General features: G+C 60.2%; 25 protein-coding genes. 16 read left to right on the plus strand and 9 right to left on the minus strand.

The window, feature by feature from the left end:
• Positions 1 to 156: 156 nt before the first annotated feature.
• Positions 157 to 810, plus strand: coding sequence for a GntR family transcriptional regulator (locus tag CKW21_RS24815; RefSeq protein ID WP_095196520.1), 654 nt, complete (start codon positions 157 to 159; stop codon positions 808 to 810).
• A gap of 15 nt (positions 811 to 825) precedes the next feature.
• Complete coding sequence (locus CKW21_RS24820) at positions 826 to 1,677, plus strand: DUF1989 domain-containing protein (protein ID WP_095196521.1); 852 nt, start codon at positions 826 to 828, stop codon at positions 1,675 to 1,677.
• A 130-nt stretch (positions 1,678 to 1,807) separates the two neighbouring features.
• On the opposite strand, the gene CKW21_RS24830 is transcribed toward CKW21_RS24820, so the two are convergent.
• From CKW21_RS24830 to rfbC, 3 genes are all read right to left on the minus strand, one after another.
• Positions 1,808 to 1,975 (minus strand): DUF2897 family protein, encoded by a 168-nt coding sequence (locus tag CKW21_RS24830; protein WP_009050155.1) that lies wholly within the window; start codon positions 1,973 to 1,975, stop codon positions 1,808 to 1,810.
• Between the two features lie 219 nt (positions 1,976 to 2,194).
• The gene (gene eat, locus CKW21_RS24835) at positions 2,195 to 3,559 is read right to left on the minus strand and encodes an ethanolamine permease (protein ID WP_095196522.1); all 1,365 of its coding nucleotides are present in this window, start codon (positions 3,557 to 3,559) and stop codon (positions 2,195 to 2,197) included.
• Between the two features lie 295 nt (positions 3,560 to 3,854).
• A complete protein-coding gene (gene rfbC, locus CKW21_RS24840; protein WP_095196523.1) occupies positions 3,855 to 4,400 on the minus strand; it encodes a dTDP-4-dehydrorhamnose 3,5-epimerase in 546 nt (181 codons plus the stop codon).
• Positions 4,401 to 4,628: 228 nt separating this feature from the next.
• Between rfbC and kdpF the strand changes: the two genes are divergently transcribed.
• The 7 genes from kdpF to CKW21_RS24875 all read left to right on the plus strand — a co-directional run bounded on the left by kdpF (position 4,629) and on the right by CKW21_RS24875 (position 13,885).
• Positions 4,629 to 4,718, plus strand: a complete 90-nt coding sequence (gene kdpF, locus CKW21_RS24845) for a K(+)-transporting ATPase subunit F (protein ID WP_007899818.1) — start codon at positions 4,629 to 4,631, stop codon at positions 4,716 to 4,718.
• A gap of 8 nt (positions 4,719 to 4,726) precedes the next feature.
• Entirely contained in the window at positions 4,727 to 6,436 is a 1,710-nt protein-coding gene (gene kdpA, locus CKW21_RS24850) for a potassium-transporting ATPase subunit KdpA (protein ID WP_095196524.1), read from the plus strand.
• A gap of 10 nt (positions 6,437 to 6,446) precedes the next feature.
• Complete coding sequence (gene kdpB / locus CKW21_RS24855) at positions 6,447 to 8,504, plus strand: potassium-transporting ATPase subunit KdpB (RefSeq protein WP_095196525.1); 2,058 nt, start codon at positions 6,447 to 6,449, stop codon at positions 8,502 to 8,504.
• A 157-nt stretch (positions 8,505 to 8,661) separates the two neighbouring features.
• Positions 8,662 to 9,207: a potassium-transporting ATPase subunit KdpC gene (gene kdpC / locus CKW21_RS24860; RefSeq protein ID WP_095196546.1), complete on the plus strand. Its 546-nt coding sequence runs from the start codon at positions 8,662 to 8,664 to the stop codon at positions 9,205 to 9,207.
• A 130-nt stretch (positions 9,208 to 9,337) separates the two neighbouring features.
• Positions 9,338 to 11,983, plus strand: coding sequence for a sensor histidine kinase KdpD (locus CKW21_RS24865; RefSeq protein ID WP_095196526.1), 2,646 nt, complete (start codon positions 9,338 to 9,340; stop codon positions 11,981 to 11,983).
• A gap of 67 nt (positions 11,984 to 12,050) precedes the next feature.
• Positions 12,051 to 12,749 carry a response regulator gene (locus CKW21_RS24870; protein WP_095196527.1) on the plus strand — a complete coding sequence of 233 codons (699 nt, stop codon included), beginning with the start codon at positions 12,051 to 12,053 and terminating at the stop codon, positions 12,747 to 12,749.
• An 86-nt stretch (positions 12,750 to 12,835) separates the two neighbouring features.
• The gene (locus tag CKW21_RS24875) at positions 12,836 to 13,885 is read left to right on the plus strand and encodes an acyltransferase (RefSeq protein ID WP_095196528.1); all 1,050 of its coding nucleotides are present in this window, start codon (positions 12,836 to 12,838) and stop codon (positions 13,883 to 13,885) included.
• A gap of 151 nt (positions 13,886 to 14,036) precedes the next feature.
• On the opposite strand, the gene CKW21_RS24880 is transcribed toward CKW21_RS24875, so the two are convergent.
• Positions 14,037 to 15,083 carry a patatin-like phospholipase family protein gene (locus CKW21_RS24880; protein WP_095196529.1) on the minus strand — a complete coding sequence of 349 codons (1,047 nt, stop codon included), beginning with the start codon at positions 15,081 to 15,083 and terminating at the stop codon, positions 14,037 to 14,039.
• Between the two features lie 214 nt (positions 15,084 to 15,297).
• On the opposite strand from CKW21_RS24880, the gene CKW21_RS24885 reads away from it, so the two are divergent.
• The 3 genes from CKW21_RS24885 to CKW21_RS24895 all read left to right on the plus strand — a co-directional run bounded on the left by CKW21_RS24885 (position 15,298) and on the right by CKW21_RS24895 (position 17,474).
• The gene (locus CKW21_RS24885) at positions 15,298 to 15,576 is read left to right on the plus strand and encodes a hypothetical protein (RefSeq protein ID WP_095196530.1); all 279 of its coding nucleotides are present in this window, start codon (positions 15,298 to 15,300) and stop codon (positions 15,574 to 15,576) included.
• Positions 15,577 to 15,686: 110 nt separating this feature from the next.
• Positions 15,687 to 16,445: a CHAD domain-containing protein gene (locus CKW21_RS24890; RefSeq protein WP_095196531.1), complete on the plus strand. Its 759-nt coding sequence runs from the start codon at positions 15,687 to 15,689 to the stop codon at positions 16,443 to 16,445.
• A 231-nt stretch (positions 16,446 to 16,676) separates the two neighbouring features.
• Positions 16,677 to 17,474 carry an acyl-CoA thioesterase II gene (locus CKW21_RS24895; RefSeq protein WP_095196532.1) on the plus strand — a complete coding sequence of 266 codons (798 nt, stop codon included), beginning with the start codon at positions 16,677 to 16,679 and terminating at the stop codon, positions 17,472 to 17,474.
• Here CKW21_RS24895 and CKW21_RS24900 read toward each other — a convergent pair whose 3' ends face one another.
• From CKW21_RS24900 to CKW21_RS24910, 3 genes are all read right to left on the minus strand, one after another.
• Positions 17,475 to 17,840 carry an Mpo1-like protein gene (locus tag CKW21_RS24900; protein ID WP_095196533.1) on the minus strand — a complete coding sequence of 122 codons (366 nt, stop codon included), beginning with the start codon at positions 17,838 to 17,840 and terminating at the stop codon, positions 17,475 to 17,477.
• A gap of 202 nt (positions 17,841 to 18,042) precedes the next feature.
• Positions 18,043 to 19,524, minus strand: coding sequence for a methyl-accepting chemotaxis protein (locus CKW21_RS24905; RefSeq protein WP_095196534.1), 1,482 nt, complete (start codon positions 19,522 to 19,524; stop codon positions 18,043 to 18,045).
• A 207-nt stretch (positions 19,525 to 19,731) separates the two neighbouring features.
• Positions 19,732 to 20,541, minus strand: a complete 810-nt coding sequence (locus tag CKW21_RS24910) for a TatD family hydrolase (RefSeq protein WP_095196535.1) — start codon at positions 20,539 to 20,541, stop codon at positions 19,732 to 19,734.
• Positions 20,542 to 20,778: 237 nt separating this feature from the next.
• Between CKW21_RS24910 and CKW21_RS24915 the strand changes: the two genes are divergently transcribed.
• The 4 genes from CKW21_RS24915 (at position 20,779) to CKW21_RS24930 (ending at position 23,648) form a co-directional block, all read left to right on the plus strand.
• Positions 20,779 to 22,200, plus strand: a complete 1,422-nt coding sequence (locus CKW21_RS24915) for a transglycosylase SLT domain-containing protein (protein ID WP_095196536.1) — start codon at positions 20,779 to 20,781, stop codon at positions 22,198 to 22,200.
• Positions 22,201 to 22,303: 103 nt separating this feature from the next.
• Positions 22,304 to 22,738 (plus strand): DoxX family protein, encoded by a 435-nt coding sequence (locus tag CKW21_RS24920; protein ID WP_095196537.1) that lies wholly within the window; start codon positions 22,304 to 22,306, stop codon positions 22,736 to 22,738.
• Positions 22,739 to 22,866: 128 nt separating this feature from the next.
• Complete coding sequence (locus CKW21_RS24925; protein WP_095196538.1) at positions 22,867 to 23,283, plus strand: glycine zipper domain-containing protein; 417 nt, start codon at positions 22,867 to 22,869, stop codon at positions 23,281 to 23,283.
• A gap of 152 nt (positions 23,284 to 23,435) precedes the next feature.
• Complete coding sequence (locus tag CKW21_RS24930; protein ID WP_095196539.1) at positions 23,436 to 23,648, plus strand: hypothetical protein; 213 nt, start codon at positions 23,436 to 23,438, stop codon at positions 23,646 to 23,648.
• Positions 23,649 to 24,271: 623 nt separating this feature from the next.
• Here CKW21_RS24930 and CKW21_RS24940 read toward each other — a convergent pair.
• On the minus strand, positions 24,272 to 24,571 hold the full coding sequence (locus CKW21_RS24940; RefSeq protein WP_095196541.1) for a contact-dependent growth inhibition system immunity protein: 300 nt from the start codon (positions 24,569 to 24,571) through the stop codon (positions 24,272 to 24,274).
• Positions 24,568 to 26,615 (minus strand): RHS repeat-associated core domain-containing protein (locus CKW21_RS24945; protein ID WP_141233021.1); only part of this gene is annotated, 2,048 nt, incomplete at its 5' end. The genes CKW21_RS24945 and CKW21_RS24940, both read right to left, overlap by 4 nt.

Below are 26,615 nucleotides of genomic sequence, written 5' to 3' on the forward strand. Positions count from 1 at the left end.
GCGCCATATTAACCAATGAAAATTGGATGGTGACTGTACTTCTACTTCTAAAAAGCATGCAGATGCGTCGAACTTGGTTCAAACGCACACAAGTACTGGCACGAATAGTGATTACTCATTGCTTGACGATTGTTGAACAATCTTGAGGCAATGAGCATGAGCAACGGACTTTCACTGGCCGATCACATCACCTTGGAATTGCGCGCGGACATTATCGGCGGGCGTTTGCTGCCCGGCATGGCGCTGGTGGAAAACGATCTGGTGTCGGCCTACAACGCCTCGCGCAATACCATTCGTGAAGCCCTGCATCGCCTGGGGCAGGAAGGCCTGACCCGTTATGTTCGCAACAAAGGCGTCATGGTTCGCCGCTTGGGCTTTGACGATGTGCGGGATCTGTTCAAGGTTCGGCGCACCCTGGAGCTGCAGGCCATCAGCATGAGTCGCCCGCTTCGCGACTATCAATCCGACCGGATGCTCGAAGCCCTGGAGGCCACCGAGCTGGCGCGTGAGCGCGAAGACTGGCGCGACGTCGGCACCCACAGCCTGGCCTTTCATCAACACATCGTCGGGTTGCTGCGCAGTCCGTTGTTCGATGAGTTCTTCACCAACGTCGTCGCGCAATTGCGCCTGGTGTTCTGCACCGCTCCCGATGAATCGAGTTTTCAGGCGCCCTGGCTGGCTCGCGACCGACTGATCCATGAGCTGCTGGTCGAGGGTGACAAACGCGCCGCCGAGGAGGCGATGAGCCTGTATCTCGATGATTCCGAGCATCTGCTGTTGCAAATGCTTGCCCCTTCTTCCCATCACTGATCGAGGATTCGTGCCATGTACAAAGACTATCCGGCGGCCTATCAAGTCAGCAAAGGTTCGGCCTTGCAGGTGGACAAGGCGTTTTACGAGCGGGTGCGCGACGCGAAGGATGGGCGCACGCTGATCGAGTCGTTCGAGGTACCCATTCGCACCGGCCGCGCCTGGCATGTCCCGGCCGGACATGTGTTCAGGGTGACGACGCCTGTCGGTCCGCAGGTGGGCGACTTCAACGTGTGGAATGCCCACGATCCGCGCGAACGCCTGTGGGCTTCGCGCACTCGCCAGCTGCAGGGCGCGCACGTCAGCACCCATGATCGGTTGTGGTCGAACCTGCCTTTTCTACGGCCGCTGGTGACCATCACCGATGACAGCCTGGCCGGTTACGGCATCGACGAGCATGGTGGCCGCCTGCACGATTTGCTCGGCACCCGTTGCGATCCCTATGTGAACAAAATGCTCACCGGCGAAGATTTTCATCATCACTGCCACTCCAACCTGACCCGCGCGGTACTGCCCCATGGCCTGACTGAATTCGATGTGCACGACGTGCTGAACATTTTTCAGTGCACGGGCCTGAATCACGACGACATGTACTTCATGAAAGCCTGCCCGGCGCAGCAGGGTGACTACCTGGAGTTCTTTGCCGAGATCGATCTGCTGTGCGCACTCTCGACCTGCCCGGGCGGTGATCTTTCCCTGGCCATGTGGGGACCGGATGCGCAGGATCCGTTGAGCGTATGTCGTCCGCTGGGGGTGGAAATTTATCGGTTGGAGGATTCGTTGCTGGAGGGTTGGAGCCAGCCGGAACGTGCGGCGTACAAGGGGTTGCATGGCTTGCACATTGCCAAGGCGGATTGGGAAAAATAGTCCCAGGTCCTTGTAGGAGCGAGCTTGCTCGCGATGGTCGTAAACGATTACGCGTGTTTTCCGGTTAAACGCGGCGCTTTTGAATTCATCGCGAGCAAGCTCGATCCTACAATTTCCTTATCAGATCAGTTCAGCGGTCCTGCGCATCCTTGGCGTCCGCTTCCGCGTTGCGTTCAGCCACGCGTTTACGTTGTTCATCGGTCAACTCGACCTTGTTGGCGGTGTCACGCAGCATCATCAATCCGCCAACGATCGAGCCGATTGCAACGATCAGAATCAACCAGGCATACCAGGGCATAGGGTTCTCCTTGAAAGCAGGCCGATTGGCGGGTTTCGCCAATCGATCGTGCCTACCACTTTTGAGCGAATGATTTTCGCAGTGGTTCCATTCTATGCCTGATAGGCCTTGTAGGAGCGAGCTCGCTCGCGATAGTCGCCAACGATAGCGCTGGTCGGCAAGGTACCCCGCGACAGCCTCAGTTTATTCGCGAGCAGGCTCGCTCCCACATTGGCCGTTTTAAAGCCCGGTCAGCATCGCATCCGCTGGTGCATCGGCACGCAGTTGCGAGGTGAGCTGGAAGTAAACGAAACCCACCGCCATGAAACCGAGGAAAATCAGCCCGATCAGTGTGTTGAACCAGGCCATGGCTACGAGGCACACCACCGCCAGCACCAGTGCAATGAACGGTACCAGCGGGTAGCACGGCGCGCGGAAGGTGCGCTCCAGGTTCGGTTCGGTTTTACGCAGTTTGAACAGACTGAGCATGCTCATGATGTACATCACGATGGCGCCGAACACCGCCATGGTGATCATCGCTGCCGTCAGCGTCATGCCCCCCAGATTGATCAAGCCATCACTGTAAATCGCGGCGATGCCGATCACGCCGCCGGCGATGATCGCCCGGTGCGGCGTCTGGAAGCGCGACAGTTTCGCCAGGGAGGCCGGCAGATAGCCGGCACGGGCGAGGGCGAAGAACTGCCGCGAGTAGCCGAGGATGATGCCGTGGAAGCTCGCCACCAGCCCAAACAGGCCGATCCACACCAGCATGTGCAACCAGCCGGAGCTTTCGCCGACCACGGTTTTCATCGCTTGCGGCAGCGGGTCGTTGATGTTCGACAGGGTGCGCCAGTCGCCGACGCCACCGGCGAAGAACATCACGCCCATGGCCAGCAACACCAGGGTCAGGATACCGCTGATGTAGGCCTTGGGAATCGTGCGTTTTGGGTCCTTGGCTTCTTCGGCGGCCATGGCTGCGCCTTCAATGGCGAGGAAGAACCAGATCGCGAACGGAATCGCCGCGAACATCCCGGCAATCGCCGGTGCACCGAACACATCCGAACCAGCCCAGCCATTGAGGGCAAAGTTGCTGAAGCTGAAGGCTGGGGCGACCACGCCCATGAACACCAGCAACTCAGCGACCGCCAACACGCAGACCACCAGTTCGAAGGTCGCCGCCAGCTTCACGCCGAGGATGTTCAGACCCATGAATACGACGTACGCGCCGACTGCGGCGTGTTTCGGGTCGAGGGCGGGGAACTGCACGTTGAGGTAAGCGCCGATTGCCAGGGCAATGGCCGGCGGCGCGAAGACAAATTCGATCAGCGTCGCCAGCCCGGCGATCAATCCACCTTTCTCACCAAAGGCACGGCGGCTGTAGGCAAAGGGACCACCGGCGTGGGGAATCGCAGTGGTCAGTTCGGTGAAACTGAAGATGAAGCAGGTATACATAGTGGCGACCATGAAAGAGGTCACCAGAAAGCCCAGCGTCCCGGCCACGCCCCAGCCGTAACTCCAGCCGAAATACTCTCCGGAAATCACCAGCCCGACCGCAATGCCCCACAGGTGTAGCGTGCCCAGCGTGGGTTTGAGTTGTGTGTTCATGCCTTTGCTCCCTGAACGGTTTGGAAAGCTCGGGGAGGACGTGTGCAGTGGGCGTGCCAGTGTGGTGACAGTCGTCGTTATGGATGAAAAGGCGTCGTATCGGGGATGTTCGGCGATTTATAGCTGTATTTTGGTGCGCCAGTTGGGGGCGTTGTTGCCCGGTCTGCCGTCTTCGCGAGCAGGCTCGCTCCCACACTGGATTTGTGAACAATAAAATCCCCTGTGGGAGCAAGCCTGCTCGCGAAAACGTCGGCACATTCAGCACCAAGCCTCTGACGAACCCAGATGCCCGGACTCAGGAAAACACTTCAGCATCCTTGAAGAACGCAGCCGCCTGATCCTTGGCGGACAGTTGCGGTGCTTCATCCAGTTGCCAGTCGATGGCCAGGTCCGGATCGTCCCAACGAATGCTGCGCTCAGCCGACGGGGCATAGTAGTCGGTGGTTTTGTAGAGGAACTCGGCGAAATCACTCAATACCACGAAGCCGTGAGCGAAACCTTCTGGAACCCAAAGCTGGCGATGGTTCTCGGCGGACAGGCGCACAGCGACCCATTTACCGAAATGTGGCGAGCTGCGGCGAATGTCCACCGCTACATCGAGTACTTCACCGACCGTCACGCGAACCAATTTTCCCTGGGTGTTTTCCAGCTGGTAATGCAGACCGCGCAACACACCTTTCTGAGAGCGCGAATGATTGTCCTGGACGAATTGAGTGGTCAGCCCCGTCGCATCCGCAAAAGCTTTTGCGTTGAAGCTTTCGTAAAAAAAGCCTCGCTCATCACCAAATACCTTCGGTTCGATGATCAGAACACCGGGCAGGTCGGTGGTGATTACATTCATGTTGTTTCTCCAGCAATAAGCACGATGGTCGACATTCTTGCTCAAAGAGCTGATTGGCGCGAGGGCCGATCTGGAAAAAAACCGTCAGTACATAGCTGTAACCCCAGCATAAACCCACTCTTTACGCTTTCTTTATTCCCCGCGCGCGGCCTCGATCTCGTTCCTTTACAGCCTTCCTTCCGACAATGAACCCACACGCGGCAATGCGCCGTAACACGGAGAACTTCCATGAGCGTTCTGGACGGGGTGTCACTGCTGTTGGCAGTGGGGCTGTTCATTTATCTGTTGGTTGCGCTGTTGCGCGCGGACCGGAACTAGGAGCGGCTATGCACAGTTATGACTATTGGCTGATCCTCGTTTTTTTTGCGGTGGTATTGGTTCCGGCGCCGTTTCTCGGGCGCTTCTACTACAAGGTGATGGAAGGCCAGCGCACCTGGTTGACGCCGATCCTCGGCCCGGTCGAACGGGGTTGTTACCGGTTGGCCGGGGTCGATCCGCAGGCCGAACAGAGCTGGCAGAAGTACGCCCTGGCCTTGCTCGCCTTCAACCTCGCGGGTTTCCTGCTGCTGTTCGCGATTCTGTTGTTCCAGGACCATCTGCCCCTGAACCCGCAAAACCTGCCGGGCCAGGAGTGGACGCTGGCGTTCAACACCGCCATCAGTTTCATGACCAACACCAACTGGCAGGCCTACAGCGGTGAAGCATCGCTGAGCTATCTGAGCCAGATGGCCGGCCTCACCGTGCAGAACTTCGTCAGTGCCGCGACCGGTCTCGCTGTGCTGGTCGCGCTTTGCCGTGGCATCGGTCGCAAGTCCACCCAATCCCTGGGCAACTTCTGGGTCGACATGACCCGCGCTACCCTCTACGGCCTGCTGCCGCTGTGCCTGCTGCTGGCGCTGTACCTGGTCTGGCAAGGCGTGCCGCAAACCTTCGCGCAATACGTGAATGCGGTGACGATGCAGGGTGTCGATCAGGTGATCCCGCTCGGTCCTGCCGCCAGCCAGATTGCGATCAAGCAACTGGGTACCAACGGTGGTGGCTTCTTCGGCGTCAACTCGGCGCATCCGTTCGAGAACCCGACGGCCTGGGCCAACCTGTTCGAGCTGGCGTCGATCATCTTGATTCCCGTCGCGCTGGTCTTCACCTTCGGCCACTACGTGAAGGACCTGCGTCAGAGCCGCGCGATCATCGCCTGCATGCTGGCGTTGTTCCTGATCGGTGGTGCGACTTCGTTGTGGGCCGAATACCAACCGAACCCGACCCTGAACAACGTCGCTGTCGAACAAACCGCGCCGCTGGAGGGCAAGGAAGCCCGGTTCGGCACCACGGCCACCGTGCTCTGGTCAGTCACCACCACGGCGGCATCGAACGGTTCGGTCAACGGCATGCACGACAGCCTCAACCCGCTCAGCGGCATGGTGGCGCTGGTCAACATGATGGTCGGCGAAGTGATCTTCGGCGGCGTCGGCGCCGGGCTCTACGGGATGTTGCTCAACGTATTGATCGCGGTGTTCCTCGCCGGCCTGATGATCGGCCGGACCCCGGAATACCTCGGCAAAAAACTGCAAGCCAAGGAAGTGCAATTGCTGGTGGTGACCCTGATGGTCATGCCGATCGGCGTACTGGTACTCGGCGCGATTGCCGCCAGCCTGCCCGGCCCGGTGGCATCGGTGAGCAATCCCGGACCCCATGGTTTCAGCCAGTTGCTTTACGCCTACACCTCGGCCAGTGCCAACAACGGTTCCGCGTTCGGCGGCTTCGGCGCCAACACGCCGTTCCACAACCTGATGCTGGGCCTGGGCATGTTGATCGGTCGTTTCGGCTACATCCTTCCGGTCCTGGCTCTGGCCGGCAGCCTGGCGATGAAGAAAACCGCACCGATCGGGCAGAACAGCTTCCCGACCCACGGCCCGCTGTTCGTGACCCTGCTGACCGTGACCATTTTGCTGGTGGGTGGTTTGACCTTTCTGCCGACCCTGGCGCTGGGGCCGATTGCTGACCACTTGAGCATGGTTGCTTTTGGGTTAAAGAGCTGAGGACTATTTGATGAATATGCCCGTAGTAAAACCGGTTGCCGCGAAGGCACCGGAACAACCGAAAACCGCGATCTCGGCCCTCTGGCGCCCAGCGTTGTTGCAAGCTTTCGTCAAGCTCGACCCTCGGCAATTGCAACGCGCACCGGTGATGCTGGTGGTCGAACTGACGGCGATCCTGACCACCGTTCTGTGCTTCGTCCCGGACACGGCGGTACCCACCTTCGTCGCCGCGCAGATCGCGGTGTGGCTGTGGTTCACCGTGCTGTTCGCCAACTTCGCCGAAGCCCTGGCCGAAGGCCGCGGCAAGGCCCGCGCCGATAGCCTCAAGGCGGGCAGTGAAGGCTTGAGCGCGCGCCGCAAAACCAGCAACGGCACCTTCCAGGTGGTGCCCGCCACCAGCCTGCGCAAGGGCGATGTAGTGCGCGTCGAAGCCGGGGAGATGATCCCCGGTGACGGTGAAGTGATCGAAGGCATCGCCGCGGTCAACGAAGCGGCGATCACCGGTGAATCGGCACCGGTGATCCGCGAGTCCGGCGGCGACCGTTCGGCCGTTACCGGCAATACCCGGCTGGTGTCTGACTGGCTGCTGGTGAAGATCACCGCCAACCCCGGTGAGTCGACACTGGACCGCATGATCGCCCTGGTCGAAGGCGCCAAACGGCAGAAAACCCCGAACGAAGTGGCGCTCGACATCCTGTTGATCGGCCTGACCCTGATCTTCCTGCTGGTGGTCGTGACCCTTCAACCGTTCGCGCACTTCGCCAACGGCAGCCTGCCGCTGGTGTTCCTGGTGGCGTTATTGGTCACGCTGATCCCGACCACCATCGGCGGCCTGTTGTCCGCCGTCGGTATCGCCGGGATGGATCGCCTGGTTCGCCTGAATGTGATTGCCAAGTCCGGTCGCGCCGTGGAAGCGGCGGGGGACGTGCATGTCCTGCTGCTGGACAAGACCGGCACCATCACCTTCGGCAACCGTCGTTGCACCGCTGTGGTTCCGGCTCCGGGAGTGACTGCCCGGGAACTGGCCGAGGGCGCCTTGTTTGCCTCGCTGGCCGATGACACGGCAGAAGGTAAATCCATCGTCGAATACCTGCGTGGCACTCAACCGCAGCCTGAGCCGGCCGCTGAGTTGCTGTCTGCCGTGCCGTTCAGTGCCGAAACCCGGCTGTCGGGTGTCGACTATCAGGGTCGTGTCTATCGCAAGGGGGCCGTGGATTCGCTGCTGGCCTTCGTCGGTCTCAAACGCGCCGATCTGGCCGCGCCGCTGTCTCGGGAAATCGACAGGATTGCCCAGAGTGGCGGTACGCCGTTGCTGGTCTGCGCCGACGGCAAACTGCTGGGCGCGATCCACCTCAAGGACGTGGTCAAGCCCGGCATCCGCGAACGTTTTGCCGAGTTGCGCAAACTGGGGATCCGTACGGTCATGGTGACCGGCGACAACCCGCTGACCGCTGCGGCGATCGCCGCTGAAGCGGGTGTGGATGACGTGCTGGCCGAAGCCACGCCGGAGAAAAAACTGGCGCGCATTCGTCACGAGCAAAACGACGGTCGCCTGGTCGCCATGTGCGGTGACGGCGCCAACGATGCCCCGGCCCTGGCCCAGGCCGACGTCGGCATGGCGATGAACGACGGCACCCAGGCGGCACGCGAGGCGGCCAACATGGTCGACCTCGACAGCGACCCGACCAAGCTGCTGGATGTGGTGCAGATCGGCAAGGAGTTGCTGGTGACCCGCGGCGCGTTGACGACGTTTTCCATCGCCAACGACGTGGCCAAGTACTTCGCGATCCTGCCGGCGCTGTTTGCCGCGATCTACCCGCAACTCGGCGTGTTGAACATCATGCACCTGAGCAGCCCGCAAAGCGCGATTCTCTCGGCGATCGTGTTCAACGCCTTGATCATTGTCGTGCTGATTCCGCTGGCATTGCGCGGTGTGCGGGTGCAGGCGGCGAGCGCGGCGGCATTGCTGCGCCGCAACTTGCTGATCTATGGACTGGGCGGGATTCTGGTGCCGTTCGTGGGCATCAAGGCCATCGACATGCTGTTGACGGCGTTGCATCTGGTTTGACCCGTGAGCGGTGTGCCAGACACACCGCCTTCGCGAGCAGGCTCGCTCCCACAAAAAGCAACGCATTGCCCTGTGGGAGCGAGCCTGCTCGCGAAGAACACGACACTATGCATCTGACTGAACGCCGTATTTGTTCATTGAATTCGAGGATTTTGAAATGTCCACAATGATACGCCCGGCCCTGAGCCTGCTGGTCCTGATGACCCTGATCACCGGCGTTGCCTACCCCTTGGTGGTCACCAGCGTGGCGCAGGTTGCGTTCCCCGATCAGGCCAATGGCAGCCTGGTCCGCGATGCCGACGGCAAGGTCCGCGGTTCTTCGCTGATTGCCCAGGATTTCGTCGGTGACGCCTGGTTCCACCCACGGCCATCGGCCGGTGCATTTGCCACTGTGTCGAGCGGTGCCAGCAACCTGTCGCCGAGCAACCCGGCCCTGGCCGCTCGGGTGATCGACGACGCCAACAAACTGTTGGCGCCCGGTCAGGGGCCGGTGCCGCTGGCGATGGTCACCACCTCCGGCAGCGGCCTCGATCCACACTTGCCACCGGCCGCGATTGCCTATCAACTGGCGCGTGTCGCCGCGGCGCGCAACCTGCCGGTCGCGACCCTGCAAAACCTGCTGGACGCGCACATCGAACAGCCGCTGGTGGGGCCGCCGGTGGTGAATGTGTTGGCGCTGAACAGGGCGCTGGAAAAGTTGTAGAGCGGCGGTGCGGCCATTCGCGAGCAGGCTCGCTCCCACAGGGGTACGCATTCCCATGTGGGAGCGAGCCTGCTCGCGAAGACGGCAGAACAGCCACTACATGAACATCTGAAATAAGAGAATCCCGAACATGAGCGACTCCGGCCGCGCCGACGCGCTGTTAGCCAACCTGCCCCGCGACGGTCGTGGCCGGCTCAAGGTTTTTCTCGGTGCCGCGCCCGGGGTCGGCAAGACCTACGCCATGCTGCAAGCGGCCCACACTCAACTGCGTCAAGGCGTGAAGCTCATTGCCGGTGTGGTCGAGACCCATGGCCGCGCCGAGACCGAAGCGCTGCTCGGCGGCTTGCCGCAGCAACCGCTGGTGCGCTCGGAATACCGTGGCGTGATGCTCGAAGAAATGGACCTCGACGGCTTGCTCGCTGCCAAACCGAAACTGGTATTGGTGGACGAACTGGCCCACACCAATGCCCCGGGCAGTCGTCACGCCAAACGTTGGCAAGATATTCAGGAACTGCTCGCCGCCGGCATCGATGTGTACACCACGGTCAATGTCCAGCATCTGGAGAGTCTCAACGATCAGGTGCGTGGCATCACCGGCGTGCAGATCCGCGAAACGCTGCCGGACTGGGTGCTTCAAGAAGCCTACGAACTGCTGTTGATCGACTTGCCCCCACGCGAGCTGCTTGAGCGTCTGCGTGACGGCAAGGTCTATGTGCCGGAGCAGGCGCGGGCGGCCATCGATGCGTACTTTTCCCAGACCAACCTCACCGCGTTGCGTGAACTGGCGATGCAAACCGCCGCGGCTCAGGTCGATAACGATCTGGCCCAGGGGTATCGTCAGCTCGGTCAGGCGGCGCCCGCCGTGCGCGGGCGCTTGCTGGTCGGCATCGATGGCGATGCCCAGGCCGAGCGTCTGGTGCGCCACGCCAGCCGCGTCGCCCAGCGCCGGCATCTGCCGTGGAGCCTGGTGCATGTGGACACTGGCAGTGTGCGTGACGAGCAATCGCGCCTGCGCCTGCAAAGTGCCCAGCAACTGGCCGAACGCCTGGGCGGCGAAGTGGTGTTGCTGCGGGCCGGCGAGGTGGCCAAGACCCTGATCCAGCATGCCGCCGAGCGTCGCGCCAGCCTGGTGCTGGTCGGACAGTCCCGCCAGCGTTTGCGCCGTCGATTGTTCGGTGGTGGTTTGGCGGCGCGTTTGTTGCGCCATGCACGCGGGCTGGAAATCAACGTCATCGACAGCGATATCGAACAGGATCAGCCACGACTACGTCCGGTTCATTCGCTGGTGTGGTTTGACTACGCGCTGGCGCTGATCGCGACCGTGCTCGCCAGTGCCCTGGCCTGGGCGGTGGCGAGTGTCTTGCCGCTGCCGAATATTTCCCTGGTGTTCCTCGCCGCCGTGTTGCTGGTGGCGGTGCGTAGCAGCCTCGGCCCGGCGCTGGCCTGTGCCGTGTTGTCGTTTCTGACTTACGACTTCCTGTTCATTCCGCCGAATTTTTCCTTTCACATCCAGCGCGAAGAAGACGTGCTGACCTTGCTGTTCTTCCTGCTGATGGCGGCCCTCACCGGCAACCTCGCGGCACGACAGCGGCGCCAGCTGCAGGCCTTGCGCGACACCCAGGAGGAAACGACCGAACTGCTCGACCTGTCGCGCAAACTCACCGCCGCCACTGACCGTCAGGCTGTGATCAATGCCGCCGCTCATCACCTCGAGGGCTGGAGCGATCTGCAACTGTGCCTGCTCAATCGTGACGGCCAGAGTGGCTGGAAAGTCGAAACCGGTGGCCCGCTGGAATTCACCGAAGCCGAGCGCGCAGCCGCCGATTGGGCCTGGCAGCACGATCAACCGGCGGGCGCGGGCACCGGCACCTTGCCGTTCGGCCGTTGGTGGTGGTGGCCGTTGTCGGTGGAAGAGGGGCCGCTGGCGCTGCTCGGGGTGTGCGCGAAAGAGGGCCAGACCTTGAGCGGCCAGCGTCGGCGTTTGTTGACAGCGTTGAGCCAGCCACTGGCACAGGCGCTGGCCCGCGCACAACTGGCCGATGACCTGGAAGCGGCGCGGCTGCACGGTGAAACCGAGCAACTGCGCAGTGCCTTGCTGGCCTCGGTGTCCCACGACTTGCGCACACCGTTGACCTCCATGCGCGGCAGCATCGACAGCCTGCTGGCCCTTGGCGAGGCGATCCCGCTGGAGGATCGCCGCGAGCTGCTCGAAGGCACCCGTGATGAAGCCGAACGCCTCGACCGCTACATCCAGAATCTGCTGGACATGACCCGCCTAGGTCACGGCGCGCTGAAACTGTCGCGGGATTGGGTATCACCGGCAGACATTGTTGGCAGCGCGCTCAATCGCCTGCGTACGGTGCTGGCGTCGTTGCAGGTGAATGTCGAGGTACCGGCGGAGTTGCCGTTGCTGTACGTCCACGCCGCACTGATCGAACAGGCGTTGATCAATGTGCTGGAAAACGCCGCGCGTTTCTCGCCGGCCCACGGTCGTTTGCAATTGAGCGCCGGGGCTGACGACAGCGAGCTGTTTTTCTCGGTGAGTGACGAAGGCCCCGGGATCCCGGAAGCGGAGCGGGAGAAGATTTTCGACATGTTCTACACCGCCGCCCGCGGCGATCGTGGCGGGCAAGGCACCGGGCTGGGGCTGGCGATCTGTCAGGGCATGGTCGGTGCCCACGGCGGGCGGATCAGCGTCGCCGACGGTATCGAAGGACGCGGCACCTGCATCACCTTGCACCTGCCCCTGCAGGCTCAGCCGGCCTTTGAAAATTAAGTGTCGAAGGTGAAGCCTGATGGTGCTTGCGCTACTCTTTTCCACCTCTTCAGATTGATGTGAATCCATGAGCCAGACCGCGACCATTTTGGTCATCGACGACGAACCGCAGATCCGCAAATTCCTGCGCATCAGCCTCGTTTCCCAAGGCTACAAAGTGCTGGAGGCGGGCACCGGTAATGAAGGACTGGCCCAGGCCGCGCTGAACAAACCGGACCTGCTGGTACTCGACCTCGGTTTGCCGGACATGGACGGCCAACAGGTGTTGCGTGAGTTTCGCGAGTGGTCGGTGGCGCCGGTGCTGGTGCTCTCGGTGCGTGCCGGCGAAGGGCAGAAGGTTGAAGCGCTGGACGGTGGCGCCAATGACTACGTGACCAAACCCTTCGGTATCCAGGAATTCCTGGCGCGGATCCGCGCGCTGTTGCGACAGGCACCGGTGGGCGAAGCCCAGCAAGCCGCGCTGAGCTTCGGCCCGCTGACGGTGGACCTGGCGTATCGCCGAGTGCTGCTCGACGGCAGCGAAGTCGCCCTGACCCGCAAGGAATACGCCGTGCTGGCGCAACTGGCGCGCCATCCGGGACGGGTCATCACCCAGCAGCAACTGCTCAAGGACATCTGGGGACCGACCCACACCGAAGACAGCCATTACCTGCGGATCGTGGTCGGGCATTTGCGGCAGAAACTGGCGGATGATCCGACGCGACCACGGTTTATCGTGACGGAGGCAGGGGTGGGGTATCGGTTGTTGAGTGAGGGTGGGCTTTAGGTTTTAATGGCTCACTATTTGGTTTAGATGAATCATGCGGTGGCTCTCGGCGCATAACGTCAAGCCTTACAAGGGAACGCAAGTAAATGCAAAACAACTATGTGGGTGGAATCCAAGCCCTGCGATTTATTGCTTGTTTTTTTGTGCTTTTTCAGCATGTGACTTATTTTACTTGCTATTTCAAGGGTATCGACTATCAGCCGTATTTAATGATCAATTTTGGTCGTCTGGGCGTAAGTCTGTTCTTTGTCATTTCTGGGTATGTGATGGGGGCGTGCCTTGATCAAGGGAAAGCGTTTCTATGGAACCGGTTGGCGCGCGTATATCCGCCTTACTGGCTGGCAATAGTGATTAGTTATCTAGTGCTTGTCCCGCTTGGTGCTGATTGGACTTTTGATTTTAGGTCGGCACTGTTGTTGCCCTCATTGCTGCTAAATAATAGCTACAAGATTCCGTATTGGACTCTTTGCTATGAGTTGGCGTTCTACGTTTTTGTTTATGCATTGATTTTAATGCGTACGCCACCCAGAAAGATGCTTTGGGTTTGTGCTGCATGGCTCACAGCTATCATCGTTGTGGATGCCTATCGGGTTCTAGGTAATATCGATACGCCTCAGGTATTTGCCGCCGTTGCCCAACCAGGCTGGGGAATCTTGTTAACCCCATACCCGATTTTTTTCATAGCGGGTCTGTTCGCATCCCTAGGCGGACTGTCAAAAATTGAAAAACTACCTCCTGTTCAACTTGTTTTAATCGCGATTTGTACATGGGCTATCAGTAATAGTATTAATTTTCCTTCCCCTGCACCGATGTTTGTCATGCAGTCGTTCAGCTTCATCTGTTTGATCGCTGCATCGAAGCAAATGAATTTTCCACGTTTTATTATCCGACTTGGTGATTACTCGTATGGAATTTATCTGGTTCATACAGTGATTATTGCCGGGTTGCTTGCATTGTTCAAAATTTATGGCATACAAATGCGATTTTTAGGGGTGTTTTTTGTATTTATGTTTTTTTCGGTGGTCGGTGGGTGTGCGTTTGGTTGGTTTGAATACAAGCTACATTCCCGGTATTTCAAGCGTATGTTCAGATCCAAAGTTGCAAAGCACGCTACTGAAATAGTACCTGGTCAGTGAGTGTGGATCACCTACTTACCGTATATCAATAAGTTGCTATTGTTGATCCGAAAATGGAGGAGCGACTCCATCAACTGCCAGGCATTGCATCAGCAGCTGATGGAGCGCGGTATTTTGGGGCGCATCAGACCAGTTCTTTTAATCAGGAATTTCATGATGCTTGATCCCGCTCATTCTCATATCGATCCAGCGTATCGCGCGCAATCTCCCGTCCCAGCGCGATCAACTCCGGCGCCTTGTAGAACTCGAAAAAACGGCACACCCGCTTCGGCACGTTGATCAGGATGTCCGGCGGATAACCGGCGATCTTGTATTGCGCCAACGAAGTCTGCATCACCTCGAAGCTCTGGTTGATCAGATCCAGCAAGGACGCAGGTCCCACGTTGTCGATGATGAACGAGCCGGTGGCGGATTTCGGCGCACCGGCGCGTTCAGGCGCGGCTGCCGGTTGCTGGGCTTCGGGTTCGGCGGATTCGACCCAGGGATTGATGTCGGCCGCCTCCGCCATCAACGCTTCTTTTTCCAGCAGCAACAACTGCTCGGCGGGTTTGCGCCGGAACGGCAGCTTCGAACCGAGCGAGTTGATCAGGCTGTCGAAGCGGGTCTTGAACGCGGCGGGACGCTGGATCACCGGCAGTTGATAGTGACGCTGGTTGGTGGAGTTGAGATTGACCGCGATGATCAAATCGCAATGGCTCGAGACCACCGGCACGATCGGCAACGGGTTGAGAATGCCGCCGTCCACCAGCATGCGATTGCCCTGCATCACCGGGGTAAACAGGCTGGGAATCGCCGCCGAGGCTCGCATGGCCTGGTGCAGGCAACCTTCCTGGAACCAGATCTCCTGCTGGTTGGTCAAGTCGGTGGCCACGGCCGTGTAGGGAATGCGCAGGTCTTCGATATTGATTTCGCCGACAATCTTGCGGATCTGCCCGAACACCTTTTCCCCGCGGATCGCACCCAGGCGAAAACTGACATCCACCAGGCGCAGTACATCGAGGTAATCCAGGCTTTCGATCCAGTCGCGATACTCATCCAGCTTGCCGGCGGCGTAGATCCCGCCGACCACCGCTCCCATGGAACAACCGGCGATGCAGGCAATGTCGTAGCCACGCCGTTCAATCTCCTGGATGACGCCAATATGGGCATAACCCCGGGCTCCTCCCGAGCCCAATACCAGTGCGACACGCTTTTTCATGAATCGCCCTCGTTTGAATGGTTCAACAATGCGCCCATCGAGGGGCGCGCTTCAATCGCAAGGTCGCTCAGTGAAGTGAGTGCGTCGTTTTATTGTTATGGCGGCACTTGATTATTCTCGCCAGCGCTATAGCTTGCGCAGGCGATGGACGGCACTTTTCCCGTGCCGGACCGTCCTACCTGCATGACTGTTTCTTATCTTTGAGGTGTGAGTGATGAAAGCCTGGATCTGTGTGCCATTGATTGCCCTGGCACTTGCCGGTTGCGCCGGTAAAACCGCTTATCGCGACAGCTGCGGCAGCAGTCTGGACGCGGCATGGCGTGAACTGGACCTGGCCAAGGCCGAGGGGTTCGCCGGGACCGTCAGCTACTCCAAGGCGCTGTCGCTGTTGACCGCGGCCAAGACCCAACAGCAATTCGAAGGCTTTGAAGGCTGCACCAAGAAAGCCGAGAAGGCGCGTTTCTATATTCGCGAATCCCGCGCGGGGCGCTAAAGGATAAAAGCAGCTATAAGCTCTAAGCGACAAGCTGCAAGTCTGGCCGCGCTGCAATTCGACTTGCAGCTTATAGCTTGCCGCTTGCAGCTGTTTACGGAGTAACCCCCATGATTGACCGCTTGGTGGCCCATGTCCTGGGTCTGGAAGTTCGTCTGCTGGCGTGTCAGGCCCGCTTGAGTGCCCGCACCGATCCGGAAGCCTTGCATGATCTTCGTACCACGGTGCGCCGGTTGCGCAGCCTGCTGCGGCCATTGCGCGGCTTGCCGGGCGTCGAACAGCTGGAGACGGCAGCCTCCGGGGTCGGCGACCTGACCACGCCATTGCGCGATCGCGAGGTGCTGGCCGCCTACCTGCTCGAGCATGATCAAACCGAAGCCGCGCAGTGGCGCATGGCGCAGATGGCACAGGCGTATCCGGCAGTGGCGACGAGCACGGAGCTCGCGCAGTTGCTGATGATCCTCGACGCTTTTCCGCGGTTCTTGCGGGCGGCCCAGCGTCAGGGGTTGCTCAAGGGGCTGGGTAAACGCATCGAAAAACGCCTGGCCAAACAGTGGAAAAAACTCGACGAAGCCCTGCACGATCCGGCCCACGACCGTCACCGCTTGCGCCTTTTGATCAAGCGCGTGCGTTATGGCATCGAGGCCTATCCCGAGCTGGATCGTTTGCCGAAAGCGGCGTTGCCCAGGCTCAAGGCCGCACAGGGCGCTTTGGGGGACTGGCATGACTGTCTGCAATGGTTGGCCATCGCAGAGAAAGAAGCGGATCTGCAACCCTGCGTCGCGACCTGGAAAACCACAATGGCCGAAGCCGAACAGCGTTCCGACCGCGTCCTCGACAAACTCGACAAGGCCTGTTTCAAATCCTGAATCCACTACATATTCCCTGTGGGAGCGAGCCTGCTCGCGAATGCAATCTGTCAGATGAATCAATGCTGACTGACTCGCCGCATTCGCGAGCAGGCTCGCTCCCACAGGGGGTTTATGTATGGCATGAATACTGAGCGGCTCATCTGCCGGTGAATTTGGCCGGAATACGCGCTGTACAGCCTTCGCCGGCTGGTTAAGATCCCTTCATTCATTTTCGCCCCTGAGGTTTCCATGCGCTTTTCCGATCTGCTCGACGCTGTCCGCCGCCAACCGCTGGAGCTGACCATCCCGGCCGGATGGGCGCAGGGGCGCGCCAGTTTCGGTGGCCTGGTGGCCGCCTTGCAGTACGAAGCCATGCGCGCAAAGGTGCCGGCGGATCGTCCGGTGCGCTCGCTGGCGATCACTTTCGTTGGCCCGGTGGAACCCGAAGTGCCGGTCAGTTTTGAAGTCGATGTGTTGCGCGAGGGCAAGGCCGTCAGCCAGGTGCTGGGCCGGGCAATGCAGAAGGGGCAGGTAGTGACCATGATCCAGGGCAGCTTCGGCGCCTCGCGGGCTTCGGAAGTGGCCGTGACCGCGCAACCGGCGCCGGAAATGAAGCATTGGGATGACTGCCAGGAACTGCCGTTCATTGAAGGCGTGATTCCGGAGTTCATGCGTCATCTGGCGATGCGCTGGAGTGTCGGCGGGCTGCCGTTCACCGGCAATACCTCGCGCCAGATGGGCGGCTGGGTGCGGTTGCGTGGTGATGTGAAGGAAGAGGCGATCAGCGAAGCCCACATTCTGGCGCTGGTGGACGCCTGGCCACCGGCCGTGATGCCGCACCTGAAGAAACCGGCCATGGGCAGCACGCTGACCTGGACCATCGAATTCGTCCAGCCTCTGCTGGAACTGAGCACACTGGACTGGTGCAAATACCTCGTCGAAACCGAACACGCCACCGACGGCTACGGCCATGCCGCGGCGAATCTGTGGGATGTGGAAGGCCGTTTGATCGCCATGAGCCGGCAGACGGTGACCGTCTTTGCCTGATCAATGACGGCGGTGGCGCTCACGCCAGGCGCGCCACCAGCCTCCGCTGAGGAAAAACCGCGGAAAGGTCAGGAACTGCTCGACCATCAGGCGCGACACCGCATCCTTGCGATCACTGAACGGTTCGGACGCTTGCACTTCCAGGGTGTGACCGTGACGCTGCAACCCCAGCGCGGCGATCACGCCTATGACGCCGATGGCGACGTTCGCCAGGTTCAGGCCGAACACCCCGGAAACAATCAGCAGAAACGCGACGATAAACAGCGGCACGGCGATCAGGTGCAGCACCAGATTGGTCGGGTGCTGGTGATTGTTCGGGTAGGCACGCCATTGCCAGGCGGGAAGGTTGGGGTGACGTTTACCCATGATGCTGATCCTCGAATCCATGTGAACTACATGATTGAAGGATAGGCCCGGCCAATGCGGGCGGCGAATCAAGGATGGCTATCGAAGTGATAGGGGCCATGGGCAATATTGATATTGACCTGGCGGGCCCCTTCGCGAGCAGGCTCGCTCCCACATAGGAATGCGTACCCCTGTGGGAGCGAGCCTGCTCGCGAAAAGGCCCTTACAGCTTGAGCTGCCCTATGGCCTTGCTCAACTCCCCGGCCAACAACGCCAACTCGTTACTGGTAATCGCCGAAGCGACCGTCTGCTGCACGGTGTTCTCGGTGACATCGCGGATGCTCACCACCGCCCGGTTCATCTCTTCCGCCACCTGGCTCTGCTGTTCGGCTGCCACTGCGATCTGGGTATTGCTTTCACGCATCTGCGCCACCGCCCCGGTGATTTGCGCCAGGGCAGTGCCAGCCTCCTGTGCTTGCTGTACGCAGTCGTCGGCCTTGAACGAGCTCTCCTGCATGAAGTCCACGGCATCCCGGGTGCCGGCCTGCAGCGCCGCCACCATCACGGTGATCTCGTCAGTGGAGGTCTGCACACGCTTGGCCAGGTTGCGCACTTCATCGGCGACCACCGCAAAGCCACGGCCCATTTCACCGGCCCTGGCTGCTTCAATCGCGGCGTTCAGCGCCAGCAGATTGGTCTGCTCGGCAATGCTGTGGATCACATTGACCACACCGTTGATCTTCTGGCTGTCTTCGGCCAGACGCTGAATCATCTCGGCGGTCTGCTGCACCCCGGTGGACAAGCCGGCAATCGACTGCTGTACGCGCATGACCACCGCCTGCCCGCTGCCGGCCAGGGTATCGGCCGATTGTGAGAGGTCGCGGGTGGCGCCGGCATGCTGGGCGATGTGGTGGACCGTGGCAGTCATTTCGTTGATCGCGGTGGCGGCCTGATCGGTTTCACTCTGCTGGCCCAACATACCGTGGCGCACTTCATTCATGCTCGCCGCCAGCCGTGCGGCGCCGTCGTCCAGTTGGCGAGCCGTGTTGGCGACGGTGTTGACCACCCGTTGATAGCCGGCCTGCATGGCATTGAACGCATTGGCCATCTGTCCGACTTCGTCGTTGCATGCCAGCGGGACGCGAGCCGAGAGGTCGCCGGTTTTTTCGACATGGAGCATCACGTCTTTCAAGGTATTGAGTTGGCTAAGCAGGAAGCGGATCAGTAACTGCGACGCGCCGAGCATGACCAGCATCAGGATGAACACCGCTACCGCATAATTTGCGAAGCGCTCGCCGAACACCTGGCTCAGGCTCGGACCCTGGGCAATCACCGCGACCTGCTGGCCGTCCGCGCGTGTGAATACCTCGGCGCCAATGAGCAGGTTGTCACCGAAAATCGGCAGGGCGTTGATCTCGACCCAGCCGTTTGCATGGGTCAATTCAGGTATGGGTTGCCCGCCGAGCACCGGTGCCTGGTCGCGGCTGAAGGTCAAGAGGTTCTCCGCTTTGGGCAGAGGCTGCCCGGAAGGCCAAGTGCCGAGCAAACGCGCCTGGGCCTGGGCCGATGCCTGGGCAGCATGACTACGGGCCTGTTGTTCGAGCTGCACGGCGTACAGCACCAATAGCAGGGTGGTGACGAAGGCGACGGCATTCACCGCCCAGAATTTGTATTTCAGCGAGATATTGCTAAGCCAGGCACCCATGGAGGTCTTCTCTGATAGCGGAAACAGTTTTGGCAAGGTGCCAGCATTGTGCCGCTATTCGGGGTGCCGAATCTTGATATGGATCAACAGGCAGCGCTTTCCCATTGTGGGAGCGAGCCTGCTCGCGAATGCGGTCTGACAGTCACCTCAGTGCTGAATGTTCCAATGCCTTCGCGAGCAGGCTCGCTCCCACAGGGGGATATGTGTTTACTGGGGGATAGTCGGCAACCCGTAAAACGCCCGCGCGCAGGCGGTGGTGTGCGCCGCCAGGTCTTCCTGAGTCTCTGCGCGGTGCAACGCCACCTCCCGCAGCACTTCCGTCAGATACGCCGGTTCGTTGCGACCATTTTTCGGCTTTGGACGCAGGCTGCGCGGCAGCAGGTACGGTGCATCGCTTTCGAGCATCAGGCGTCCGCGCTTGATCTCTTTGACCAGCGGATGCAGATGCGTGCCCCGGCGTTCGTCGCAGATCCAGCCGGTGATGCCGATGTGCAGGTCCATGTCGAGGTAACTGAACAGCGCCTTTTGTTCCCCGGTGAAGCAGTGCACGACCGCCGCCGGCAATTGGTCGCGGTAGTCGCGCAGGATCTCCAGCAGTCGCTGACTGGCATCGCGCTCATGCAGGAACACCGGCAACTGCAACTCGACCGCCAGCGCCAGGTGCTCTTCGAGGACTTTTTCCTGTTGCGGGCGGGGCGAGAAATCACGGTTGAAATCCAGGCCGCATTCACCCACGGCAACCACGTTCGACTCCTTGAGCAGACTGCGCAGGTGGCGGGCGCTGTCGGCGTTCCAGTCGCTGGCGGCGTGGGGGTGAATGCCCGCGGTGGCGAACAGCCGTTGCCCGCTTTCATCCAGTTGCCGGCACAGCTCCAGCGCCTGCTCGCTGCCCTCGACGTTGGTGCCGGTGAGCACCAATTGGCAGACCCCGGCGGCATAGGCACGGTCGAGTACAGCCTGGTGTTTGTCGGCAAAGCTGGGGTTGGTCAGGTTGACGCCGATATCGATGAGTTGCATGGTGCTACCTCGGACCAAAGGCCGGAAAGCATATCAGAGCTGTAGATTTATAAGAAAAACCAAGAACTACAACGAGTTATAGCTGTCTTTTGATTCCGCGAGGCAGGACAGGATGGTCAAGGTGCCATCATTGTGCCAGTCTTTCGCACTTTTCCAGCGTCTCAGGCGCCCGGTTTCAGACATTTTGATTGCATGAAAATACCCATGCGATCGACCCGAATTCTTTCCGGAGAGTGGATGATTCGTCCCTCGGTTTTGCTACTGCTGTGTTGTTCGCTGCTGCTGCCGATGTCGGCGGTTGCGCGTCTGCCCGGACCGCTGCAAGCCGTGCCGGCGGCCAAGGTGCGCGACCTGACGGAAATCCGCAGCAGTCGTGTGCTGCGCGTGCTGGTCAACCAGAGCCGCAACAGTTCAGGCGAAGTCCAGGGCCAAGCCATCGGCGTCGAATATCACCGTTTGCGCGCCTTCGAACAGTACCTCAACGGTCATGCCCGTGACGGTCAGGAAATCACCCTCAAGATCATCCCCAAGGCCAAGGACCAACTGCTCGGCGCATTGCAGCGCGGGGAGGGCGACCTGGTGGCTCCCGGGGAATTGCTCGACCTGCGCCCGGGTTTCGCCGTCAGCACCAGCGAACCGATTGCCAGCAACATTCCCCTGGTGTTGGTGGGCATCAAGGGCGAACGTCGCTACACCCGCCTCGAGCAACTGTCGGGCAAAACCCTCGCGCTGCCCACCGGCAGTGCCGCCGGTGATGCGGTCAGCCAGATCAATCAGAAACTTGCCTTGAACAAGCTGCCGCCGGTCAATATCGAATGGGTCGACCCGAGCCTGGCGGTCGAGGATGTGCTGGAGATGGTCCAGGGGGGGATCTTTCACCTGACCATCGTCGAGCAACCGATTGCCGAACGTTGGGGCAAGATCCTGCCCAAGTTGCGCCTGGACCGGCAGGTGCAAATCAGCGACCCGGGTGAGGAGTACTGGTTCGTGCGCCGCGATGCGTCAATGCTGCGGGCCAGCATTGACCGATTCCTCGGCGGCTACAAAAAACCGTCGGATCAGGACGCGGCTTTCCTGCGAATCTATCGGCGTCTCTATCAAGTCCATTATCCCTTGGCCAAGGCTGACCGCCAGCGTCTGGAAAAACTTCGCCCGGTGTTGCAGAAACACGCCGACGCCCAAGGCATGGACTGGCTGAATCTGGCGGCGCTGGCGTTCAAGGAATCCGGCCTGCAACCCAAGGCCCGCAGTGGCGGCGCTCCGACCGGCCTGATGCAAATCACGCCATCCGCGGCCCAGCGGGTGGGGGTCAGCAATATTCAGGAACTCGATGCCAATGTGCAGGCCGGGGCCAAGTACCTGGCGATGATCCGCCGCAAGTTCTTCGCCAGCCCCAAGCTCAACGAGCGCGAGCGCATGGCCTTTGTGTTGGCGGCCTACAACATCGGCCCGGAGCGGGTTCAGGGGATGCGTACCGAGGCGCGGCGGCGGGGCTTGAATCCCAATCAGTGGTTCTTTCAGGTTGAGCGCATCGCCATGGAGCAGGTGGGAATGGGACCTGTCAGCTATGTTAATAGCGTGAACAAGTATTACCTGGCGTTCGATCGGGAGCGGGAGTCGTTGGAGCCCCAAGGGCAAAAGGTTGTCCTGCGGAAATGATCGAATAAACTGAAGTGTTGTAGCGGGTTTTTGCGCTTTAAATATAATTTTTACTGATTAGTATGGCGGCCAACCAACACACACTCACAATGGATGACACAGCATGAGCACACTGATCAACAAGGTTCTGTTTACCCGCGCCGGCTACGGCCTGACCGTTCTGCGAATTTTTGTCGGCATCATCTTTGCTGCCCACGGCGCGCAGAAACTCTTCGGGGCGTTCGGTGGCTACGGCCTGGCCGGCACCGCGCAGTACATGGAAAGCATTGGCCTGGCGCCGGGCTACCTGATGGCGACGCTGGCGGGCGGGACCGAGTTCTTCGGCGGTCTGGCACTGATCATCGGCCTGCTGGCGCGCCCGGCAGCCCTGGGCCTGACCTTCCTCTCCCTGGTGGCGATCTTCTCGGTGCACATCAGTAACGGTCTGTTCATGGCCAACAACGGCTATGAGTTTGCCCTGGCCCTGCTCGGTGGCAGCATCGCGGTATTGATCGAAGGGGCTGGCAAACTGTCGGCCGACCGGGCTATCGCGGGTTGATTGATACCGCTCAGCGAACGTTTTTGTGTTTAGCCGTTCAAAGCTCTACACCCCTGAGAAATTCGAGGCACGCTATGACAGCGAATTGCAAAGGCAAGGAAGTTAACGGCCATCGGGCCCCACGTCTCATGTTGCCTGCCCTGGTATTCGGGCTCTTGCTCTCACCGCTGGCCATGGCGGCCGGTGACGGTACCGCGGCGGTGGGCGGTGGTCTTGGCGGAGCGCTGGGTAATGTGGTCGGGGGGCAATTGGGCGGCAGTACCGGCGCTGCAATTGGTGCCGGTGTGGGCGGCGCGGCCGGTAGTGCGGTCGGCGCCTCCAAGGGCAGCCGTACTGAAGCGGCGATCGGTGGTGGTCTGGGGTCGGCGAGCGGTTCAGTGATCGGTAACAGCATCGGCGGCTCAACCGGCTCGACCATCGGTGCGGGCCTGGGTGGCGCGGCAGGTGGCGCTGTCGGCAACAACCTGGGCAGCGATAACGACAGCCATTCCGGTGGCGGCCACAAACACAAGCACAAGCATAAACACAAAAATAAACACCACTGAGTCGGCATTTCCCGACAGCAGAAACCCGGCCATGCGCCGGGTTTTTCGTTTCTGTCGCAAGACTGACCGATTGTCTGCCTGATCGAACGTGCAGCCTCGCTGCGGCCTCGAAATTCCAGGGCCTGCCTTTCAGGCTCTTTGCGAGGTGCACCATGAGCGCTGATCCAAAAGACACCGACGTTGACGATACCCCCGAGTATCCGCTGCCTTCACCGACCGACCCTTTGAGCCGCGATCAGCGTCCACCTGACGATGACGCGGGTGTCGAGCAAGTCCCCAATGAAGACGTCAGACGCACCGACGTCGAGGGGAACCCGAAGGACCCGGACATTGCCGATAAAGAGGGTTCCAGCGAACCCAGTTGATTCGCGCCCCTCGATGCCATGCCGCTCGTCGATTGAATGGCACACCTGAAAAGTGGCTGCTGCCAGAAGTCAGGTAAGCCACTTTGAAAAGGAGTGCACCATGATCAAGTCAAAATTCACGGCCCTGACAGTGGCCGGATTGTTGTCACTCGGTTCATGGGGGGCATTGGCCGGCAACGATGCGCCAGTCGACAAGGGCGGCATGCCACCATCCACGGAAATGAACGCGGGCTCGGGGCCCGAGACTGCACTGCCGCCGGGCACGATTGGCGGGGGGAATGGTGGGGATGCCAATGGGAGCAGCACCAGCGGGGGGGAGAGCAGAGGGGCGGGGAGCGGTGGAAGTTCGATGGGGAACGGTTCTGGGAGTGGGTCTGGAGGATCAGGTAGTTCGGGGGGGAGTGAGGAGAGTTCTGGGGGTTAATTTGATCAAGTCCTTGAGAAAAAGCCCGGCAGATCGCTGGGCTTTTGGCTTGTAATACTAAAATGGGAAGCTCGTTGGAAGCGATCAGTTTTCTACAGTCACTAAGATCTGCGGAGCCCTTTAGAGCGGCACAACTTGGAGGAAATCTTCTAGGATTTTTTCCGAAGTTTTTCGTTGTGTTTGTCAGCAATAACGCCGGTCAAATTTCCCCCTTCAATCTATCAAAGATGTGTCGTAACCAAGACTGGCCGGACTCCCATTCATTCCAATAGCAGTAGTAACAACTTAATTCTCGCAACAAGAACTCCTTTAATAGCGGTTCATCCATTCGCTGATTAAGCAGTAGCCCCAGTTCTTGTCGTACATTCCTCACTTCAAGTGAACCTGAATCGGTCAAAAAGGCATCAATCACCTGCTCAGACGTTTGATGTTCCGCAGTCCAATCTTGGTGGAAATAAGCTCCAAAAAAATCATGGAGTTCAGGAAATTCACTGTTCATAGCTCTGGAAAACCTGTGAGCAAGAAATACCCCAATGGTAATTGGGGGGCTTTTTTCAGTACCAATAGTATTTTCGTTGCAGGTAAAGAGTGATTAGATCCATTTGGCATGCTGGCACCTATTGGTTGGATGAACTGATGGGTAATAGTTGTCTTTGACTTGCTGCTAGTTAAGAATTTTTTTATTTGCTGCGTATTCGCGGCCAATGCCTCTGAGGCAGCCGCTTCAGCAATAACACGATCCGGAAAAGTAGACGCAGCCGGAATATTTGGTTCATCCTGTAGTCTTTGTTTCAACTGCACATCAGTTCTACCAACGTGCTTTGCAATGAGATGGCCTCCTTGAGCCTCGTGCGCAGCCAAACCGCCCCCAGGAACAATTGCGCTATACGGACCATCAGCATTTTTTGATCCAGGGCACGGGGAACAAGCCAACCCCAACGGATCCACCCACCCCGTCGGGTTGCGCGTGTACTGGTAGGCATTCAACCCGCCGGCCAGCTTCACCGGATCCGGGGTCAGGTAGCGTCCCGTGTCGGGCTGGTAGTAGCGATGGCGGTTGTAGTGCAGGCCGCTTTCGGTGTCGAAGTACTGGCCCTGGAAGCGCAGCGGTTGTTCGAGTTGTTCGCCGCCGCCGTGGGTCAGTTGGCTGAGTTTGCCGTAGGCGGTGTATTTCGCCGACCAGACGATGTCGCCGCCGTAGTCGGTGAGTTCCTGCGGGGTGCCGAGGTGGTCGAGTTGGTAGTAGAACGGGCAGGCTTTTTTCGGGCCTTTGCCGTCGAGCAGCGCCAGCGGGCGGAAGCTGCCGGGTTCGTAGAGGTAGCTGCGGTAGTGGGTTGGGCCGCTTTCGGCGATGAGCTGGTCGCCCTGCCAGAAGAAGGTGGTGGTCTGGCCGTCGACGGTCTTGGCGATGCGCCGGCCGAAGGCGTCGTAGCGGTAGCAGGCCTGGCGACCGTCCGGCAGCTGGAGGCCGATCAGGCGGTGCTGGCTGTCGTAGCGGTACTCGGTGACGGCATCCCCGCGGCGTTCGCGGATCAGGTTGCCGAAGGCGTCGTAGGCGTAATGCCGGTCGGCGTGGCGCCGCAGGCGGTTGCCCTTGAGGTGCCAGGGGCCGGGGCGGTCGTGGATCAGCAGGTTGCCGGCCGGGTCGTGGCTGAAGTGTTCCGGGTCCTGATCACGGGCGTGGCGGACGTGGGTCAGGCGGTCGAGCGGGTCGTACTGGTAGCGGCGTTGGCCGTGGCGGCTGTCGTCGACCTGCAGGAGGTTGCCGTTGGCGGCGTAGGCATAGTCGCGGCGGTACAACGGACGCTGGTGTTGGCTGACGGCGTGGGCGTGCAGGCGGCCCTGTTCGTCGTAGGCGTATTCGCTGAGCAAGGCGCCTTGCTGGCGGTTTTGTTCGCGACCACCGACAAAGCTGTGGGTGGTCAGGCGCGAACCGTTGAGGTCGATGGCGGTCAGCGCGCCGCCTTGGGCGCGGTGGTATTTAACCCGGCTGTTGTCCGGCAGGCGCAGGTGCTGCAGCTGGCCGCAGGCGTCATAGCCGTAACGCAGGGTGCCCCAGCGCTGGTGTTCGGTGATCAGCCGGTCATGGGCGTCGTAGTCGAACGCCAGCGGATGCGCCTGGCCGTCGTCGACACTGACCAGGCGACCCAGGCGGTCGTAGCGGTACGCGACCTGGGCCCCGTCGGGCAGGGTCTTGAGCAGCAGGCGGCCGGCGCTGTCGCGTTGATAGGCCGTGACCAGCTGCGAACCGTCATCGCCGAACTCGGTCTTTTCCAGCAACCGGCCGTTGAGGTCGTAGGCATAGGCGGTGCGCCGGCCATCGAAACCGGTTTCCTGGCGGATCAAGCCGCCCGGCGTGTAGTCCAGCCGATAATGCTCGCCGGCCTCGTTTTCGATTTCGGTCAGCAACAGTTGCGCGTGGTCGTAGCGGTACTTCAGTTCGCTGCCGTCGGGGTTGATCCGTCGGCTGACCAGGTGCAGGTCGTCGGCGTATTCGTAGCGGGTGACGCGCTCGAGTTCGTCGCGCTCGGCGGTAACCCGGC

Origin of the sequence: Pseudomonas sp. Irchel 3A7, from assembly GCF_900187565.1 — a bacterium.
In the GTDB taxonomy this organism is placed as follows: Bacteria; Pseudomonadota; Gammaproteobacteria; order Pseudomonadales; family Pseudomonadaceae; genus Aquipseudomonas.